The sequence below is a fragment of the Streptomyces sp. BK022 genome (assembly GCF_004217355.1).
In the GTDB taxonomy this organism is placed as follows: Bacteria; Actinomycetota; Actinomycetes; order Streptomycetales; family Streptomycetaceae; genus Streptomyces; species Streptomyces griseoluteus.
In genome coordinates, this window is the sequence record NZ_SHKU01000006.1 from 170,955 (window position 1) to 185,689 (window position 14,735).

15 protein-coding genes and 1 riboswitch are annotated in these 14,735 nt (G+C 71.0%); of the genes, 9 read left to right on the forward strand and 6 right to left on the reverse strand.

Annotated features, from left to right (window positions below):
- Positions 1-20: 20 nt before the first annotated feature.
- Positions 21-1,106 carry a histidinol-phosphate transaminase gene (gene hisC / locus EV284_RS24550; RefSeq protein ID WP_130337773.1) on the reverse strand — a complete coding sequence of 362 codons (1,086 nt, stop codon included), beginning with the start codon at positions 1,104-1,106 and terminating at the stop codon, positions 21-23.
- Positions 1,107-1,514: 408 nt separating this feature from the next.
- Here hisC and EV284_RS24555 point away from each other — a divergent pair, with 408 nt between their 5' ends.
- The 3 genes from EV284_RS24555 to EV284_RS24565 all read left to right on the forward strand — a co-directional run bounded on the left by EV284_RS24555 (position 1,515) and on the right by EV284_RS24565 (position 5,051).
- Positions 1,515-2,627: a LacI family DNA-binding transcriptional regulator gene (locus tag EV284_RS24555; RefSeq protein WP_130337776.1), complete on the forward strand. Its 1,113-nt coding sequence runs from the start codon at positions 1,515-1,517 to the stop codon at positions 2,625-2,627.
- A 298-nt stretch (positions 2,628-2,925) separates the two neighbouring features.
- The gene (locus tag EV284_RS24560) at positions 2,926-3,999 is read left to right on the forward strand and encodes a metallophosphoesterase (protein WP_130337778.1); all 1,074 of its coding nucleotides are present in this window, start codon (positions 2,926-2,928) and stop codon (positions 3,997-3,999) included.
- A 194-nt stretch (positions 4,000-4,193) separates the two neighbouring features.
- Positions 4,194-5,051, forward strand: coding sequence for a hypothetical protein (locus EV284_RS24565; protein WP_130337780.1), 858 nt, complete (start codon positions 4,194-4,196; stop codon positions 5,049-5,051).
- Between the two features lie 32 nt (positions 5,052-5,083).
- Here EV284_RS24565 and thiC read toward each other — a convergent pair whose 3' ends face one another.
- Complete coding sequence (thiC, locus tag EV284_RS24570; RefSeq protein WP_130337782.1) at positions 5,084-6,889, reverse strand: phosphomethylpyrimidine synthase ThiC; 1,806 nt, start codon at positions 6,887-6,889, stop codon at positions 5,084-5,086.
- A riboswitch (TPP riboswitch) is annotated at positions 6,882-7,054 on the reverse strand. (Overlaps the previous gene by 8 nt.)
- 71 nt (positions 7,055-7,125) lie before the next feature.
- On the opposite strand from thiC, the gene EV284_RS24575 reads away from it, so the two are divergent.
- The gene (locus EV284_RS24575) at positions 7,126-8,607 is read left to right on the forward strand and encodes a YibE/F family protein (RefSeq protein ID WP_130337784.1); all 1,482 of its coding nucleotides are present in this window, start codon (positions 7,126-7,128) and stop codon (positions 8,605-8,607) included.
- 101 nt (positions 8,608-8,708) lie between these two features.
- On the opposite strand, the gene EV284_RS24580 is transcribed toward EV284_RS24575, so the two are convergent.
- From EV284_RS24580 to EV284_RS24595, 4 genes are all read right to left on the reverse strand, one after another.
- Positions 8,709-9,146: an SsgA family sporulation/cell division regulator gene (locus tag EV284_RS24580; RefSeq protein WP_030806138.1), complete on the reverse strand. Its 438-nt coding sequence runs from the start codon at positions 9,144-9,146 to the stop codon at positions 8,709-8,711.
- Positions 9,147-9,243: 97 nt separating this feature from the next.
- On the reverse strand, positions 9,244-10,101 hold the full coding sequence (locus EV284_RS24585) for an IclR family transcriptional regulator C-terminal domain-containing protein (protein ID WP_207229125.1): 858 nt from the start codon (positions 10,099-10,101) through the stop codon (positions 9,244-9,246).
- 215 nt (positions 10,102-10,316) lie between these two features.
- Positions 10,317-10,529: a DUF5326 family protein gene (locus tag EV284_RS24590; RefSeq protein WP_030806132.1), complete on the reverse strand. Its 213-nt coding sequence runs from the start codon at positions 10,527-10,529 to the stop codon at positions 10,317-10,319.
- A 130-nt stretch (positions 10,530-10,659) separates the two neighbouring features.
- Positions 10,660-10,977, reverse strand: a complete 318-nt coding sequence (locus EV284_RS24595; protein WP_130337786.1) for a cupin domain-containing protein — start codon at positions 10,975-10,977, stop codon at positions 10,660-10,662.
- 60 nt (positions 10,978-11,037) lie between these two features.
- Here EV284_RS24595 and EV284_RS24600 point away from each other — a divergent pair, with 60 nt between their 5' ends.
- From EV284_RS24600 to EV284_RS24620, 5 genes are all read left to right on the forward strand, one after another.
- Positions 11,038-11,415: a phage holin family protein gene (locus tag EV284_RS24600; protein WP_130337788.1), complete on the forward strand. Its 378-nt coding sequence runs from the start codon at positions 11,038-11,040 to the stop codon at positions 11,413-11,415.
- Between the two features lie 7 nt (positions 11,416-11,422).
- Positions 11,423-11,914, forward strand: coding sequence for a low molecular weight protein-tyrosine-phosphatase (locus EV284_RS24605; RefSeq protein ID WP_130337790.1), 492 nt, complete (start codon positions 11,423-11,425; stop codon positions 11,912-11,914).
- Positions 11,911-13,059, forward strand: a complete 1,149-nt coding sequence (locus EV284_RS24610) for a cystathionine gamma-lyase (protein ID WP_130337792.1) — start codon at positions 11,911-11,913, stop codon at positions 13,057-13,059. The genes EV284_RS24605 and EV284_RS24610 overlap by 4 nt, the downstream gene beginning before the upstream one ends.
- A 194-nt stretch (positions 13,060-13,253) precedes the next feature.
- On the forward strand, positions 13,254-14,159 hold the full coding sequence (locus tag EV284_RS24615) for a LysR family transcriptional regulator (protein WP_130337794.1): 906 nt from the start codon (positions 13,254-13,256) through the stop codon (positions 14,157-14,159).
- A gap of 89 nt (positions 14,160-14,248) precedes the next feature.
- On the forward strand, positions 14,249-14,731 hold the full coding sequence (locus tag EV284_RS24620; RefSeq protein ID WP_030806115.1) for an NUDIX hydrolase: 483 nt from the start codon (positions 14,249-14,251) through the stop codon (positions 14,729-14,731).
- The last annotated feature ends 4 nt before the right edge of the window (positions 14,732-14,735 follow it).

The following is a 14,735-nucleotide window of genomic DNA, read 5'->3' on the forward strand; positions in this document are numbered from 1 at the left end:
GCACGGACTGCGGACCGGCGTCAGTCCGCCACCTCGCGGCGGAACGCCTCCGCCGCCTTCAGGAACAGGTCGTTCGCCTCGTTCTCACCGACCGTCACCCGCACGCCCTCACCGGCGAACGGCCGCACGACCACCCCGTGGTCCTCGCACGCCGCCGCGAACTCCATGGTCCGCTCCCCCAGCCGCAGCCACACGAAATTGGCCTGCGTCTCCGGCACCGTCCACCCCTGCGCGCGCAGCGCGTCGACCACCCGGGCGCGCTCGCACACCAGCGAACCGACCCGGCCGAGCAGCTCGTCCTCGGCCTGCAGCGAGGCGATCGCCGCCTCCTGCGCGACATGGCTCACGCCGAACGGCACCGCCGTCTTGCGCAGCGCCGCCGCCACCGGCTCGTGCGCGATGGCGAAACCGACCCGCAGCCCCGCCAGCCCGTACGCCTTGGAGAAGGTGCGCAGCACGCAGACGTTCGGCCGCTCCCGGTACAGCTCGACACCGTCGGGCACCTCGGAGTCCCGGATGAACTCCCGGTACGCCTCGTCCAGCACCACCAGCACGTCCTTCGGCACCCGGTCGAGGAACCGCTCCAGCTCGGCCCGCCGCACCACGGTGCCGGTGGGGTTGTTGGGGTTGCAGACGAAGATCAGCCGGGTCCGCTCGGTGATCGCGTCCGCCATGGCGTCCAGGTCGTGCACATCCCCGGGCGTGAGCGGCACCTGCACGGGCGTGGCGCCGCTGATCCGCGTGATGATCGGGTACGCCTCGAAGGAGCGCCAGGCGTAGATGACCTCGTCGCCGGGACCACTGGTCGCCTGCACCAGCTGCTGGGCCACGCCGACCGAGCCGGTGCCCGTGGCCAGGTGGGAGACCGGGACGCCGAAACGCTCGGCCAGCTCGGCCATCAGACCGCCGCACGCCATGTCGGGGTAGCGGTTGAACTCGGTCATCGCCGCCGTCACCCGCTCCATCACACCCGGCAGCGGGGGATAGGGGTTCTCGTTGGAGGACAGCTTGAAGGCGACCGGACCCTCGGCCGAGGCGGGCTTGCCCGGCTTGTAGGTGGGGATACCCTCCAGCTCCGCGCGCAGCTTGGGGCTCGTCTCGCTCACCGCAGTCCTCCTCGCGACCACCGGCGGACCGTCGACGCCGCCGGCATCCAATGCTCCTCACCTTATGAGGATTCGGCGCGCTTGCGCACCGGTGCGTCCCGGCTTCCGCGGCTCCGGGGTCACGCCGGGCGACTGGCTGCGCTTTAGGGGGCGCACCACGCATTTGTCCATGCGCCGGTAGCTCGCGCCGTGGCGCGCGTCCCTCGTGAAGGTGAGTTGAGACCTCTTCGAGACATGGAGCCCTTGGCAGGCCCACGCGCGTCGACAAGACACGTCTTGCCATCGACCCAGCCAACTGACTTGCTTTCAAAGGTGGTTGGGGCCTGACGACCATGCAGAAACGTGCCTGTCAACGCATGCATATGCGTCCGCCCTACCCCACCGGAAGAGCCCTACTATCGGCTCGCCATGACAGCAGCAGGGAAGCACCAGGTGAGCCGCGCGGAAACCTCCCGGCGGGGCAGCCGGCCCGGACGGGCCGGCATCAGAGACGTGGCCGCCGCCGCCGGGGTCTCCATCACGACCGTCTCCGACGCCCTCAACGGCAAGGGGCGGCTCCCGGACGCCACCCGCCGCCATGTCCGCGAGGTCGCCGACCGGCTGGGCTACCGGCCCTCGGCCGCCGCCCGCACCCTCCGTACCGGCAAGTCCGGCCTGATCGGCCTGACCGTGACCACGTACGGGGATGAACCTTTCACCTTCACCGAGTTCGCGTACTTCGCCGAGATGGCGCGGGCCGCCACCTCCGCCGCGCTCGCCCGGGGGTACGCCCTGGTCATCCTGCCCGCGACCTCCCGGCACGACGTGTGGTCCAACGTCGCGCTGGACGGCACGGTCGTCATCGACCCCTCCGATCAGGACCCGGTCGTCAGCGAACTGGTCCGGCAGGGTTTACCGGTCGTCTCCGACGGCCGCCCGGCCGGCTCCCTCCCGGTCACCGCCTGGGTCGACAACGACCACGAGGCCGCCGTCCTCGGCATCCTCGACCACCTCGCCGCCGCCGGGGCCCGCCGCATCGGCCTGCTCACCGGCACCACCACGGACACGTACACGCACCTGTCCACCACCGCCTACCTGCGCTGGTGCGAGCGGGTCGGCCAGGACCCGGTCTATGAGGCCTACCCGGCGCACGACCCGTGCGCGGGCGCCGTCGCCGCCGACCGGCTGCTCGCCCGCCCCGACCGCCCGGACGCCGTCTACGGCCTCTTCGACCCCAACGGCACCGACCTGCTCGCCGCCGCCCGGCGCTACGGCCTGCGCGTCCCGGAGGATCTGCTGCTGGTGTGCTGCAGCGAGTCCACCGTGTACGCCACCACCGAGCCGCCCATCACCACGCTCTCGCTGAAGCCGCGCCGCATCGGCACGGCAGTCGTACAGCTCCTCATCGACGCCATCGAGGGGGTCGAGTCGGACCAGCCGGTCGAGCAGGTGATACCGACGGAGCTGATCGTGCGCACCTCCTCCCAGCGCCGCCCGCCGCGCACCACGGTCAGCCCGCCGCGGGCGCCGGAACGGGACTGACGCGGAACCGGTCCGAGGAACCCGGAGAGGTACGCGAGGCGTGGCGGGGGTCCGCCGCGCCTCGTCGAACCGGGGCGGGCAACCGGCCGGCGGCCACCCCGTCCCCGCCGGGCAACCGGCCGGACTCCTGCCCAATCGGGACGAAAGCCCCAGTGATCAGGGACCTCACCGTGATTCACCACCCCTGGGTCATCACATGGCGCGACGCGCGTTCCTATGATGGGCGCACGACACCGCGGGCCGCTGCGACCAGGCAGTCCGAAGCGGTGCAGCTTCGGCGCGATGGTGGAGGGGTCTGATGACTCAGGGGGCCGGTCTGGGACCCGATACGGAGCGTACGGCGACGTTGCGCGACTTCCGGGTGCCCGCGTACGTCCACGAGACCGGTCCGTACGCCGACGTGCACCCCGGTGACGTCGTCCCTCCGCAGGAGGAGGAGCACCCCGACGGGTACACCCCGACCGAGCGCGACCTGCCGGTCATCCAGCGCGGCGACACCCTCCCGCCCCCCGTCGAGCCCGCTCCCGCCCCGGCGCCGCAGCCCGAGGCGGGCCCCGGTCCGCTGTTCGTCGTGGGCGACGTCCACGGCTACATCGAGGAGCTGCTGAGCGCGCTGCGGGAGAAGGGCCTGGTCGACGAGGAGGGCCAGTGGTGCGCGGGCACCGCCCGGCTGTGGTTCCTCGGCGACTTCACCGACCGGGGCCCGGACGGCATCGGCGTCATCGACCTGGTGATGCGGCTGTCCGCCGAGGCCGCGGCGGCCGGCGGCTACTGCAAGGCGCTCATGGGCAACCACGAGCTGCTGCTGCTGGGCGCCAAGCGGTTCGGCGACACTCCGGTCAACTCCGGCGCGGGCACCGCCACCTTCCAGGCGGCCTGGCTGCTCAACGGCGGCCAGAAGACCGACATGGACCGCCTCCAGGACCACCACCTCCAGTGGATGGCCCGGCTGGACGCGGTCGAGGAGGTCGACGGCCATCTGCTGCTCCACTCCGACACCACCGCCTACCTCGACTACGGCGACTCGATCGAGGCGGTCAACGACACCGTCCGCGAGGCGCTGACCCGCAACGACGCGGACGAGGTCTGGGACCTGTTCCGCAAGTTCACCAAGCGCTTCTCCTTCCGGGACGAGGGCGGCGCCGACGCCGTGCGCTCCCTGCTGGATACGTACGGCGGCTCCCGGGTCGTTCACGGCCACAGCCCGATCCCCTATCTGCTCGGCCAGGTCGGTTCCGAAGAGGGTGAGGAGCGGGGCGAGCCCCACGTCGAGGGCCCGCACGTCTACGCCGACGGCCTCGCCATCGCCATGGACGGCGGCGTGACCATGGCCGGAAAGCTGCTGGTCCAGCAACTCCCGCTGGACGCCTGACCCCGCACCGCGCCGCCCGGCACCGGGCCGGGACTGCGCGGAAGGGGCACGGGGCATCGCCTCAATTTCCGGCAACCCCCTGTCACCGTGCGGTGTGACAGCTCTACCATCGGCTTATCCGTAGCAGGCTCCCCTCCGTTTCTGCCCGACGGCTCGTCACCATGCGAGCCCCAAGCCCTACGGAGCATCGGGGGATGCACATGAACAGCGTTCCGCAGCACCTGCTGAGCGAGGACCGCCGGGAATTCGAGCGGCTCCTCGATGAGGCGCTGCGCTCCGCACCGGCCCACCCGGAGCTGTCCGGCATCGGACAGCGGCTCAACCCCGAGCAGTTGCGCACGATGGCGCTCAGCGCCACGGCCCTCATCACGGCGGCGGCCGCCGCCGAGTACCAGCGCTACGTGGAGGTCCGCGAGGAGCTGCGCCATCCGGCCCCGGCCGCCGAGTCGGCCGCCGAAACCGCCCCGGTCGAGACGGAGTCGGGCGCTCTCGGGCTCGCCGCCGCCCTCGGGGAGACGGCCGAGGCCGCCGGTGCGGGCGCCAGCGCGATGGTCGCCGTGCTCGCCCCCGTGCTCGCCGGGACGGCCGCCGTGCTCTTCCTCCTCGTCGGCTACATCCTGCGGATGGTCGCCCCCGGCCAGCAGTTCGGCCGGACCATGGTGACCGTCGGCTGGGTCTTCGGGGCCGTGACGGCGGCGGCGATCCTGGCCGCCGGGGTGGCACTGCTGCTCACCGCGCTGCGCAACAGTTCCTCCGCCGAGGCGGCCGCCCAGGCGGAGGCCCGCGAGGCGGTGGCACGGGCGGGCGAGGAGTGGCGGGACGCCCTGCTGGAACGCGGCATCCTGCCGTTCCTCCGCGACGCCCTCGCCCAGCCCGGCACGCCCGCCGCCCAGCCCCTGCCGGCCCCCGGCCCGAGCCGGATGCCCCGCCTGGGCTACGGCCGCCCCGGCTTCACCAGCCCCGACGACGGCACGGCCACCGACCGGCCCCGCTTCAGCAGCCCGGACTACTCGAGCCCGGACTTCGGCGGACCGGAACACCAGCCGGACTGAACATCCGGCCGGCGTCCCGTACGACTAGGGCGTCAGGGGGTGTCCTCCGCGATCGGCAGGTAGACCCGATTGCCCGTGGCCGCGAACTCCAGTGACTTCCTCGCCATGCCCTCCTCGATCTCGGCCCGGTTGCCGCCGTGTTCGCGCCGGATGTCCTGCGAGATCTTCATGCTGCAGAACTTCGGGCCGCACATGGAGCAGAAGTGGGCCGTCTTGGCGGGCTCGGCGGGCAGCGTCTCGTCGTGGAACTCCCGTGCCGTGTCCGGGTCCAGGGCGAGGTTGAACTGGTCCTCCCACCGGAACTCGAAGCGGGCGTCCGAGAGCGCGTCGTCCCACTCCTGGGCGCCGGGGTGCCCCTTGGCCAGGTCGGCCGCATGAGCGGCGATCTTGTAGGTGATGACCCCGGTCTTGACGTCGTCCCGGTTCGGCAGCCCCAGGTGCTCCTTGGGCGTGACGTAGCAGAGCATCGCCGTGCCCCACCAGGCGATCATCGCGGCGCCGATACCGGAGGTGATGTGGTCGTAGGCCGGCGCGATGTCGGTGGTCAGCGGGCCGAGCGTGTAGAACGGGGCCTCGTCGCAGATCTCCTGCTGAAGGTCGATGTTCTCCTTGATCTTGTGCATCGGGACGTGCCCGGGGCCCTCGATCATCGTCTGCACGTCGAACCGCCGGGCGATCCGGTTGAGCTCCCCGAGCGTGCGCAGCTCCGCGAACTGCGCCTCGTCATTGGCGTCCGCGATCGAGCCGGGCCGCAGACCGTCACCGAGCGAGTAGGTGACGTCGTAGGCGGCGAGGATCTCGCAGAGCTCCTCGAAGTGCTCGTACAGGAACGACTCCTTGTGGTGCGCCAGGCACCAGGCGGCCATGATCGAGCCGCCGCGCGAGACGATGCCCGTCTTCCGGTTCGCCGTGAGCGGGACGTAGGGCAGACGCACACCGGCGTGCACCGTCATGTAGTCCACGCCCTGCTCGGCCTGCTCGATCACTGTGTCCTTGTAGATCTCCCAGGTCAGCTCCTCGGCCCGGCCGTCGACCTTCTCCAGCGCCTGGTAGAGCGGCACGGTGCCGATGGGGACGGGGGAGTTGCGCAGCACCCACTCGCGGGTGGTGTGGATGTTGCGCCCGGTGGAGAGGTCCATGACCGTGTCCGCGCCCCAGCGGGTCGCCCACGTCATCTTCTCCACCTCCTCCTCGATCGAGGAAGTGACCGCCGAGTTGCCGATGTTGGCGTTGACCTTCACCAGGAACCGCTTACCGATGATCATCGGCTCGATCTCCGGATGGTTCACATTGGCGGGCAGCACGGCGCGTCCCGCCGCGATCTCGTCGCGGACCACCTCGGGAGCGACGTTCTCCCGGAGCGCCACGAACTCCATCTCCGGCGTGATCTCCCCCTGGCGGGCGTACGCGAGCTGGGTGACCGCCCGGCCCGCGCGTCCGCGCCGGGGCTGGCGGGGCCGTCCCGGGAAGACGGCGTCCAGATTGCGCAGCCCGCCGCGCGGCGAGGTGTGCTTGAGCCCGTCGTCCTCGGGGCGGACCGGACGGCCCGCGTACTCCTCGGTGTCGCCACGGGCGACGATCCAGTTCTCCCGCAGCGGGACGAGCCCCCGGCGGACATCGGTGTCGGCTTCCGGATCGGTGTACGGGCCTGAGGTGTCGTACAGCGTGACCGACCGCCCGTTGGTGAGATGCACCTGACGGACCGGCACGCGCAGGTCGGGGCGCGAACCCGCGACATACGCCTTGTGCCAGCCGATGGACTTTCCGGCCTCCTCGCCCGACGAGTTGTTCGTCGCGTTCTGCGTGGAGGCAGGCGTGCGTGCGTCCTTGTTGGTCATGAGACCTACTCCCTACGCCGGCATTACCCGGTAACAGGTTCGGCGGTCGACGCAGCGATTCCCGTCCGCAGATGTTCACGGGGAACCACGTTCCACGTGAAACATCGCAACGACGGAGGTCAGCGCCCTCTCAGCCCGGTGCTCCGAGCTCCCGCGTGTGCAAAGGTGCCTCCACGCTAGCGCCCCATGTGACGGGATGAACAGTGGGCCTCCCCCGTTCTTGCAATGATCGGGCCGTGACCACGACGCAGCAGTCTCCCTACCCTCCTCCCGGCCCACCCCACCGGCCCGGCTCCGGACCAGGTCCCGGCGACGGGGGTGGACAGGGGCACGGGCACGGTGGGCACGGCCACGATGGGCACGGGCACGATGGGCACGGCGGGCATGGGCACGGCGGGCACGGTTCCGGGGGCGGGCACGGCCATTCCCACAGTCACGGCCCCGCCACACCGGTCTCCAAGCATCTGCGCAAGGTCATCGCGGCCATCCTGATCCCGTTCAGCGCGGCCGTCGTGGTGGGGCTGGTGGTGCTCTGGCCCGGAGGCGCGCCCCCGCACCAGCGCACCGGCGTGGGCTTCGACCGCCAGACGCAGCAGGCCACCGTCACCACGGTGACCTCCGTGAGCTGCCAGGTCGGTGGCGCGGGCGGGCAGGCCCCCGTCGGCGACCCCTCCGCCACCGGCGGCGCTCAGGGCGCCCAGGAGGACAAGAAGGGCCCCTGCAAGAAGGCCACGGTCCGGGTCGACACCGGCAAGGACAAGGGCCGCACCTTCACCGAGCTGGTGCAGCCGGACCAGACCCGGCAGCTGCACCAGGGCGACAAGGTGGTGGTCGCCTACGAGCCCAAGGCGCCGAAGGAGCTCCAGTACGCGGTCACGGATCTGAACCGCACGTTCCCCATGGCCCTGCTCGCCGGGATCTTCGCGGTCGCCGTCGTGGTGGTGGGCCGGCTGCGCGGCGTCATGGCGCTGGTGGCCCTGGCGGTCAGCTTCCTGGTACTGACCCTGTTCATCATGCCCGCGGTGCTCCAGGGTTCGAACCCGCTGCTGGTGGCGGTGGTCGGGTCGAGCGCGATCATGCTGATCGCCCTGTACATGTGCCATGGCCTCTCGGCCCGCACCTCCGTAGCGGTGCTCGGCACGCTGGTCTCGCTGCTGCTGATCGGCGTCCTGGGCTCGCAGTTCATCGGCTGGGCCGCGCTCACCGGCAACACCGACGACAACACCGGCCTGATCCACGGGCTCTACCCGTCGATCGACATGAGCGGTCTGCTGCTCGCGGGCGTCATCATCGGCTCGCTCGGCGTGCTGGACGATGTGACGGTCACCCAGACCTCGGCCGTGTGGGAGCTGCACGAGGCCAATCCCTCGATGGGCTGGCGGGGGCTCTACCGAGCGGGCATCCGCATCGGCCGCGACCACATCGCGTCCGTCGTCAACACCCTGGTCCTCGCCTACGCGGGCGCCGCGCTGCCCCTCCTGCTGCTGTTCTCCATCGCGCAGAGCGGGGTGGGCACGGTGGCCACCAGCGAGCTGGTGGCGGAGGAGATCGTGCGCACGCTGGTCGGCTCGATCGGCCTGGTCGCCTCGGTGCCCGTCACCACCGCGCTCGCCGCCCTGGTCGTCTCGGCGGACCGCCCCGCGCCCGGGGCGGCGGCTCCGAAGGGCGCCCGGCCCGTCGCGGCCCCGGGCGGCCGGGGGCGGCGTCGGAAGCACTGAGCGGGGCGCCGGGGGCGCCGGACCCTGAACCCTTGCAGAAGCGTTTCTTCAAAGGTCCACGGAGTCCGTTCGAGCGCCTGGCTCCCCTCGGCCACGCCCCGTCAGCCCGCGCTCTGCTCCTCGGCCAGGATGCGGCCCAGCGCCTCGTCGAGGTGGGTGTCGAAGTCGGCCAGCGCACCCTCCTGCCCGAGCGGCACCAGCTTGTCGGTGCGGTCGAGGAACGCCACGAGCGGCGGTGTGGAAGAGCGGAACAACGCCTGGTCGCCGCCCACCTGAAGCCGGATCAGCACCTCGCCCAGCACCTCGCAGTCGACGGGGGAGATGTGCACATCCCCCTCGCCGCACGGCCGACCGACTCCGTCGATCATCAACTCCCGGCCGAAGACCCAGGTCACCGGGGCGTCACCGGGCAGATGGAAGGTGAGCCGCACCGCGTAGGGATCACTCGTCTCATAGCGCAACTCCACCGGAATACGGAAGGAAAGCTCCTCCGAGACGAGAAAGCTCATCATGACTTCTGCCTGTACGGACTCGCGCATCGCCTACCCCGTCATAAGACATCGACTGGCCGGGTTTAATCCCTGACTGGGGTCAAATCTAGCTGAACGTGCATGGCAGATCACAAGGAGTGAGTTTTCAGATGCTGATAGAGAGCGCCAGCGCACCCATGTGACGGCCCATTTCCGCCTGCAACCTCCTTGTCATACACGGGAGTTGATCCACCTGATGGGCGGGGAGCGAAATCGCCATCGTCGCCGCGGTTGTACCGACAGTGATCGGCACCGCCGCACAGACCGCGCCAAGGGCGTACTCCTGCCGCTCCACCACCGGTTCCATGCGCCGGGTCCTGGCCAGGCGCCTGAGCAGGGCATCGTTGTCGCGGACCGTGTAGGGGGTGAGGGAACGGACCGGATAGCGCGCGAGGTGATCACGACGTGCGTCGTCGTCCAGTTGGGAGAGCAGGCATTTCCCGACGGCGTGGGCGTGTCCCGTCTCGCGGAAGTCGGCCCACTCCGCGACCGCCGGCGTCTCCCGTGAGTCGGCCACGCACATGACCTCGACCTCACCGTCCCGGTACATCGCGTAGTACACCGGGGCACCGATCGCGTCGCGCCAGTGCGCGAGGGTGTCGGCCACCGTGCTGCGACGTTTCTGCTGCGCTCCGCTGCTACTCAGCCGGTCCGCCGCATCACCGAGGAAGAACCGCCCCTTGTCCCGGCGCAGATAGCCCTCGTGCACCAGGGTGCGCAGCAGGTGGTACGCCGTGGGGAGCGCGAGGCCCGTCTCGCGGGCCAGTTGCTTGGCGGGGGCGCCGTACTCGTGCGCGGCGACCGTCTCCAGCAGGCGCATCGCGCGCTGGACGGAACCGATGAGCGTGGCGGAGTGCTTGTCGGGGGCGGTGGCGGCGGGCGGCCGCTGCAACGGGGGCGCGCAGGACCGTGCGGGAGCCGGGGGTGCGTGGGGTCCTGCCGGGGCGGTGTCGACCGTGGCCAAGGATTTACTCCCGAAGCGCGGAGGTGGGGGCGGCCCGTGCGGGGTGGACACGGGGGGGGGCGTGCCGCCCGCGGGGTTCGGGGCCCCACGGGAGTTCCGGACTCTAACCGTCCACCACCGCGCGCGGACGGCCTGCCGGGGAAACTTCCCTCCCCCGAGGGAACCGGCGTTCCGTGTTACCGCCCCGTGTCACCGCTCCCCGGCGCCCCCGCGCGTCACCAGTCGCCGCGCGAGGAAGAGCCCGCCGTGAACTTCCGCACCACGTAGATGAGTCCGCCGACCAGGGCGACGAAGAGCAGGAGCTTGAACAGCAGGCCGATCAGGAAGCCGACCACGGTCGCTATCAGGCCGCCGAACACCACCAGCGCGATGACCGGCACCGCGACCCACTTCACCCACCACGGCAAGCCCGTGAAGATCTCTCGCATCGCCCTGTCCTTTGCGCTAGCGGTTCTTGATGTCCCGCTTCGATGCTAGGGCCGGCGAAGCCCTCCGTGGGGGTCTCGCACCCCTTGTCGTCCCCTGATCCATCCCCTAGGGAACCCTGAGACCGGACCCTCAGCCCTCGGGCGGAGAGAACACCACCAGGACCCGCAGGTCCTCGCTGATGTGGTGGAACTTGTGGGACACCCCGGCGGGCACGTAGATCACGCTGCCCCTGGCGACCTCGGTGGTCTCCAGTCCGACCGAGACCGAGGCCCGGCCGCTGACCACGAAGTACACCTCGTCCTGGGGGTGGGGGTTCTGGGGGTCGTGGGAGCCGGCGCCGAGCGCGTACAGGCCCACCGACATGTTCCGCTCCCGCAGGAACTGGAGGTAGGCGCCGTCGTTCGCGGCGCGCTCCGCCTCCAGATCGTCCAGCCGGAATACCTTCATCGCTGTCGTCCGCCCTTGCCGCGCCGCCCACTCTGATTCTGGTCTGCAACGATCAGACACATGAAGAATCTCCTAGTCAAGACGATCGCCAACGCGGGCGCCCTCGCGGTGGCCGTGTGGCTCCTCGACAAGATCACCCTCACCGGTGACAGCACGGGCAAGAAGGTCGGCACGCTGATCGTTGTCGCGCTGGTCTTCGGGCTGGTGAACCTTCTGGTCAAGCCGGTGGTGAAGGTGCTCACCTTCCCGCTGTTCATCCTGACCCTCGGCCTGATCACCCTGATCGTCAACGCGCTGATGCTGCTGCTGACCTCGTGGGTGTGCGGGCAGCTCGACCTGAGTTTCCACGTGGACGGGTTCTGGACGGCCGTGCTCGGCGGTCTGATCATCTCCATCGTCTCCTGGGCGCTGAACCTCGTCCTGCCCGACGAGGACTGATCCGGTCATGGCCTACCGCGTCTGTTTCGTGTGCACCGGCAACATCTGCCGCTCGCCGATGGCCGAGTCGGTCTTCCGGGCGCGCGTCGCCGAGGCCGGGCTCGACGGCCTGATCGAGGCCGACAGCGCCGGCACCGGCGGCTGGCACGAGGGCGACGCCGCCGACCCGCGCACCGTCGCGGTCCTGGACGAGCACGGCTACGGCACCGAGCACATCGCGCGGCAGTTCCAGCAGTCCTGGTTCGGCCGGCTCGACCTCGTGATCGCCCTCGACACCGGCCATCTCAAGGCCCTGCGCCGCCTCGCCCCCACCGAGGAGGACGCCCGCAAGGTGCGCCTCCTGCGCTCGTACGACCCGTCGGCCGGCGCCGACCTCGATGTCCCGGACCCTTACTACGGGGGCCGCGACGGCTTCGAGGAGTGCCTTGAGATGGTGGAGGCGGCGAGCGCCGGACTGCTCGACTCCGTACGCGAACATCTGGAGGAACGGCCCGTATGAACGACACCGCCGCGCACCCGGACTCCCCTGGCGACGGCACGCGCGCCGTTCGCGCCGGCCTTCCCGAGCCGGTGAAGCACGAGCCGACCCTGCCGGGGCCGGTCTTCGCCGCGCACTTCCACCTGCCCGGGGACGTGAGCGGCCCGTACTCCTACGGCCGCGACGGCAACCCCACCTGGACCCTGCTGGAGCGGGCCATCGGCGAGCTGGAGGCGCCCGGCGCCGACGACGCCGAGACGCTGGTGTTCGCCTCCGGCATGGCGGCGATCTCCGCGGTGCTCTTCTCCCAGCTCAAGACCGGCGACACCGTGGTACTGCCCTCGGACGGCTACCAGGCGCTCCCCCTGGCCCGGGCCCAGCTCGAGGCGTTCGGCATCGAGGTGCGCACGGCGCCCACCGGCGGTGACGCCCAGCTCGACGTGCTCGACGGGGCGAAGCTGCTGTGGATCGAGTCGCCGTCCAATCCGGGGCTCGACGTGTGCGACATCCGGCGGCTGGTGAAGGAGGCCCACGCCCGCGGGGCGCTGGTGGCCGTGGACAACACCCTCGCCACGCCGCTCGGGCAGCGTCCGCTGGAGCTGGGCGCCGACTTCGCCGTGGCCAGCGGTACCAAGCAGCTCAGCGGGCACGGCGACGTCCTGCTGGGGTACGTCGTCGGCCGCGCGGGCGAGCCGATGGACGCGGTGCGCCGCTGGCGGAAGATCGTCGGGGCCATCCCCGGCCCGATGGAGGCGTGGCTCGCCCACCGCTCGATCGCCACGCTCCCGCTCCGCGTCGACCGGCAGAACGCCACGGCGCTCACGGTGGCCGAGGCGCTGCGCGGCCGTCCCGAGGTCTCCGGCCTGCGGTATCCGGGGCTGCCCGACGACCCTTCGTACGAGGTCGCCGCGCGGCAGATGCGCCGCTTCGGGTGCGTGGTCTCCTTCACGCTGCCCACGCGCGAGCGCGCCGAGCGGTTCCTGGAGGCCTTGCGGCTGGTCGAGGACGCGACGAGCTTCGGCGGTGTGCGCTCCACGGCCGAGCGGCGCGGCCGCTGGGGCGGAGACGCCGTGCCGGACGGGTTCATCCGCATGTCGGTCGGGGCCGAGGACGCCGAGGACCTGGTCGCGGACGTGCTGCGAGCCCTGGACGAGTCGGCCGGCTGAGAGCCGTGCGGACGGTCCGAGCCTCCCCCCTCGTGGCTCGGACCGTCCCCGGTTCCAGGCGCGAAGAACCGCGCGAACAAGGTTAGTTGACTCTGCGTCAGTGTCCAATCACGGTAACGACAGAGACCTATCGACTTATTTATAGTTGGGGCCTGCCCGGCCTGCCCGAGGAGGCAGGGAAAGGGGGCCCCGCCATGGACCTGGCCCTGCTGCGGACCTTCGTCACCGTGCACCGGGCCGGTTCCTTCACCCGCGCGGCCGCGCTGCTGGGCCTCTCCCAGCCCGCTGTCACCTCCCAGATCCGCACGCTGGAGCGCCAGCTCGGACGCCCCCTCTTCCTGCGTCAGGCACGCGGGGTGACCCCCACGACCATCGGCGACGAACTGGCTCACAAGGCCGCCCCCCATCTCGACGCCCTGGTCGAGATAGCCGAGAGCGGCCTGGACGACGAGTCCTCACTGCGCACCTTGCATCTGGCCGGCCCTCCGGAGTTCACCACCGAGCGCGCCCTGCCCGCCCTGGCGGAGCTGACCGGCGCCGACGGCCAGAGCTTCGCTCTCCGCGCCTCCTTCGGCACGGCGGAGGAGGTCCTGGAAGGCCTGGCGGCGGGCCATCACGAACTGGCCATCAGTACGGTCCGGCCGCGCGGTGCCCTGCTGAGCGCGAGCCCGCTCTGCGACGAGGAGCATGTGCTGGTCGCCGCCCCGCGCTGGGCCGGGCGGATCGGGCCGGACGCGCTGCGGCGGACGGGGGCGGCCGCGCTGAAGAACCTGCCCGTGGTCGAGGTCCACGAGTCGCTGCCCTTCGTCTCGCGTTACTGGGCCTCCGTGTTCGACACGCGTCCGGGCGCCTCGGGGACGGTCATCGTGCCGGACCTGCGTGCGGTGCTTGCCTGTGCCGCCTCGGGTGCGGGGCTCGCGGTGCTGCCCCGCTATCTGTGCTCCACCGCCCTCGACCGGGCCGAGCTAATCCTGCTGCACGACCCGGCCGTGCCGCCACTGCGGACCTACTTCCTGGTGGTCCGCACCGGCTCGCTCGCACTGCCCCATGTCGCGCGGGCGCACGAGTGGCTCCAGCGGGCCGGCTCAGGGTGGGGCTGAGCGGGCATTCCGCCGTGAATGCCTCCCCGCGACGCGTCCGGGGCCGCCCGCGATGTTTCACGTGGAACCGGCCGGGCCACATTGTTCCCATGACCGTCCGACCCGTGGTCAAGCGCACCGCCCGCGCCGTTCTGCTGGACGGCGATGACCTGATCCTGATCAAGCGCACCAAGCCCGGCGTCGATCCCTACTGGGTCACCCCAGGTGGCGGGGTCGAGCCCGAGGACCCGACCGTCGTCGACGCCCTACACCGCGAGGTGTACGAGGAACTCGGCGCCAAGATCTCCGATGTCGTGCCCTGCTTCGTGGACACGGTGGAGCACATCGGCGAGGACGGCGGCGCGACCGGCGTGAAGGTGCAGCACTTCTTCGTGTGCCGTCTGGAGTCCATGGACCCCTCGCTCCGTCACGGCCCCGAGGTGGAGGAGCCGGCCGGGGAGTACGAGATCGTCCGCATCCCGTTCAACCGGGTCGGCATCGCCTCGGTCCATCTCGTCCCCCTGTCGCTGCGGCATTACCTGGACGGGAACATCGAAGGAGTCCGCGCGATGCACGCCCCCGACCTCGGCTGACCGG

Excerpts from the sequence above, each read along its gene's own strand:
- EV284_RS24560 (WP_130337778.1), top strand. The coding sequence starts at position 2,926 with ATGACTCAGGGGGCCGGTCTGGGACCCGATACGGAGCGTACGGCGACG.
- EV284_RS24555 (WP_130337776.1), top strand. The coding sequence starts at position 1,515 with ATGACAGCAGCAGGGAAGCACCAGGTGAGCCGCGCGGAAACCTCCCGG.
- thiC (WP_130337782.1), bottom strand. The coding sequence starts at position 6,889 with ATGACCAACAAGGACGCACGCACGCCTGCCTCCACGCAGAACGCGACG.
- EV284_RS24595 (WP_130337786.1), bottom strand. The coding sequence starts at position 10,977 with ATGAAGGTATTCCGGCTGGACGATCTGGAGGCGGAGCGCGCCGCGAAC.
- EV284_RS24605 (WP_130337790.1), top strand. The coding sequence starts at position 11,423 with ATGGCCTACCGCGTCTGTTTCGTGTGCACCGGCAACATCTGCCGCTCG.
- EV284_RS24620 (WP_030806115.1), top strand. The coding sequence starts at position 14,249 with ATGACCGTCCGACCCGTGGTCAAGCGCACCGCCCGCGCCGTTCTGCTG.
- EV284_RS24590 (WP_030806132.1), bottom strand. The coding sequence starts at position 10,529 with ATGCGAGAGATCTTCACGGGCTTGCCGTGGTGGGTGAAGTGGGTCGCG.
- EV284_RS24610 (WP_130337792.1), top strand. The coding sequence starts at position 11,911 with ATGAACGACACCGCCGCGCACCCGGACTCCCCTGGCGACGGCACGCGC.
- EV284_RS24615 (WP_130337794.1), top strand. The coding sequence starts at position 13,254 with ATGGACCTGGCCCTGCTGCGGACCTTCGTCACCGTGCACCGGGCCGGT.
- EV284_RS24580 (WP_030806138.1), bottom strand. The coding sequence starts at position 9,146 with ATGCGCGAGTCCGTACAGGCAGAAGTCATGATGAGCTTTCTCGTCTCG.
- EV284_RS24600 (WP_130337788.1), top strand. The coding sequence starts at position 11,038 with ATGAAGAATCTCCTAGTCAAGACGATCGCCAACGCGGGCGCCCTCGCG.
- EV284_RS24565 (WP_130337780.1), top strand. The coding sequence starts at position 4,194 with ATGCACATGAACAGCGTTCCGCAGCACCTGCTGAGCGAGGACCGCCGG.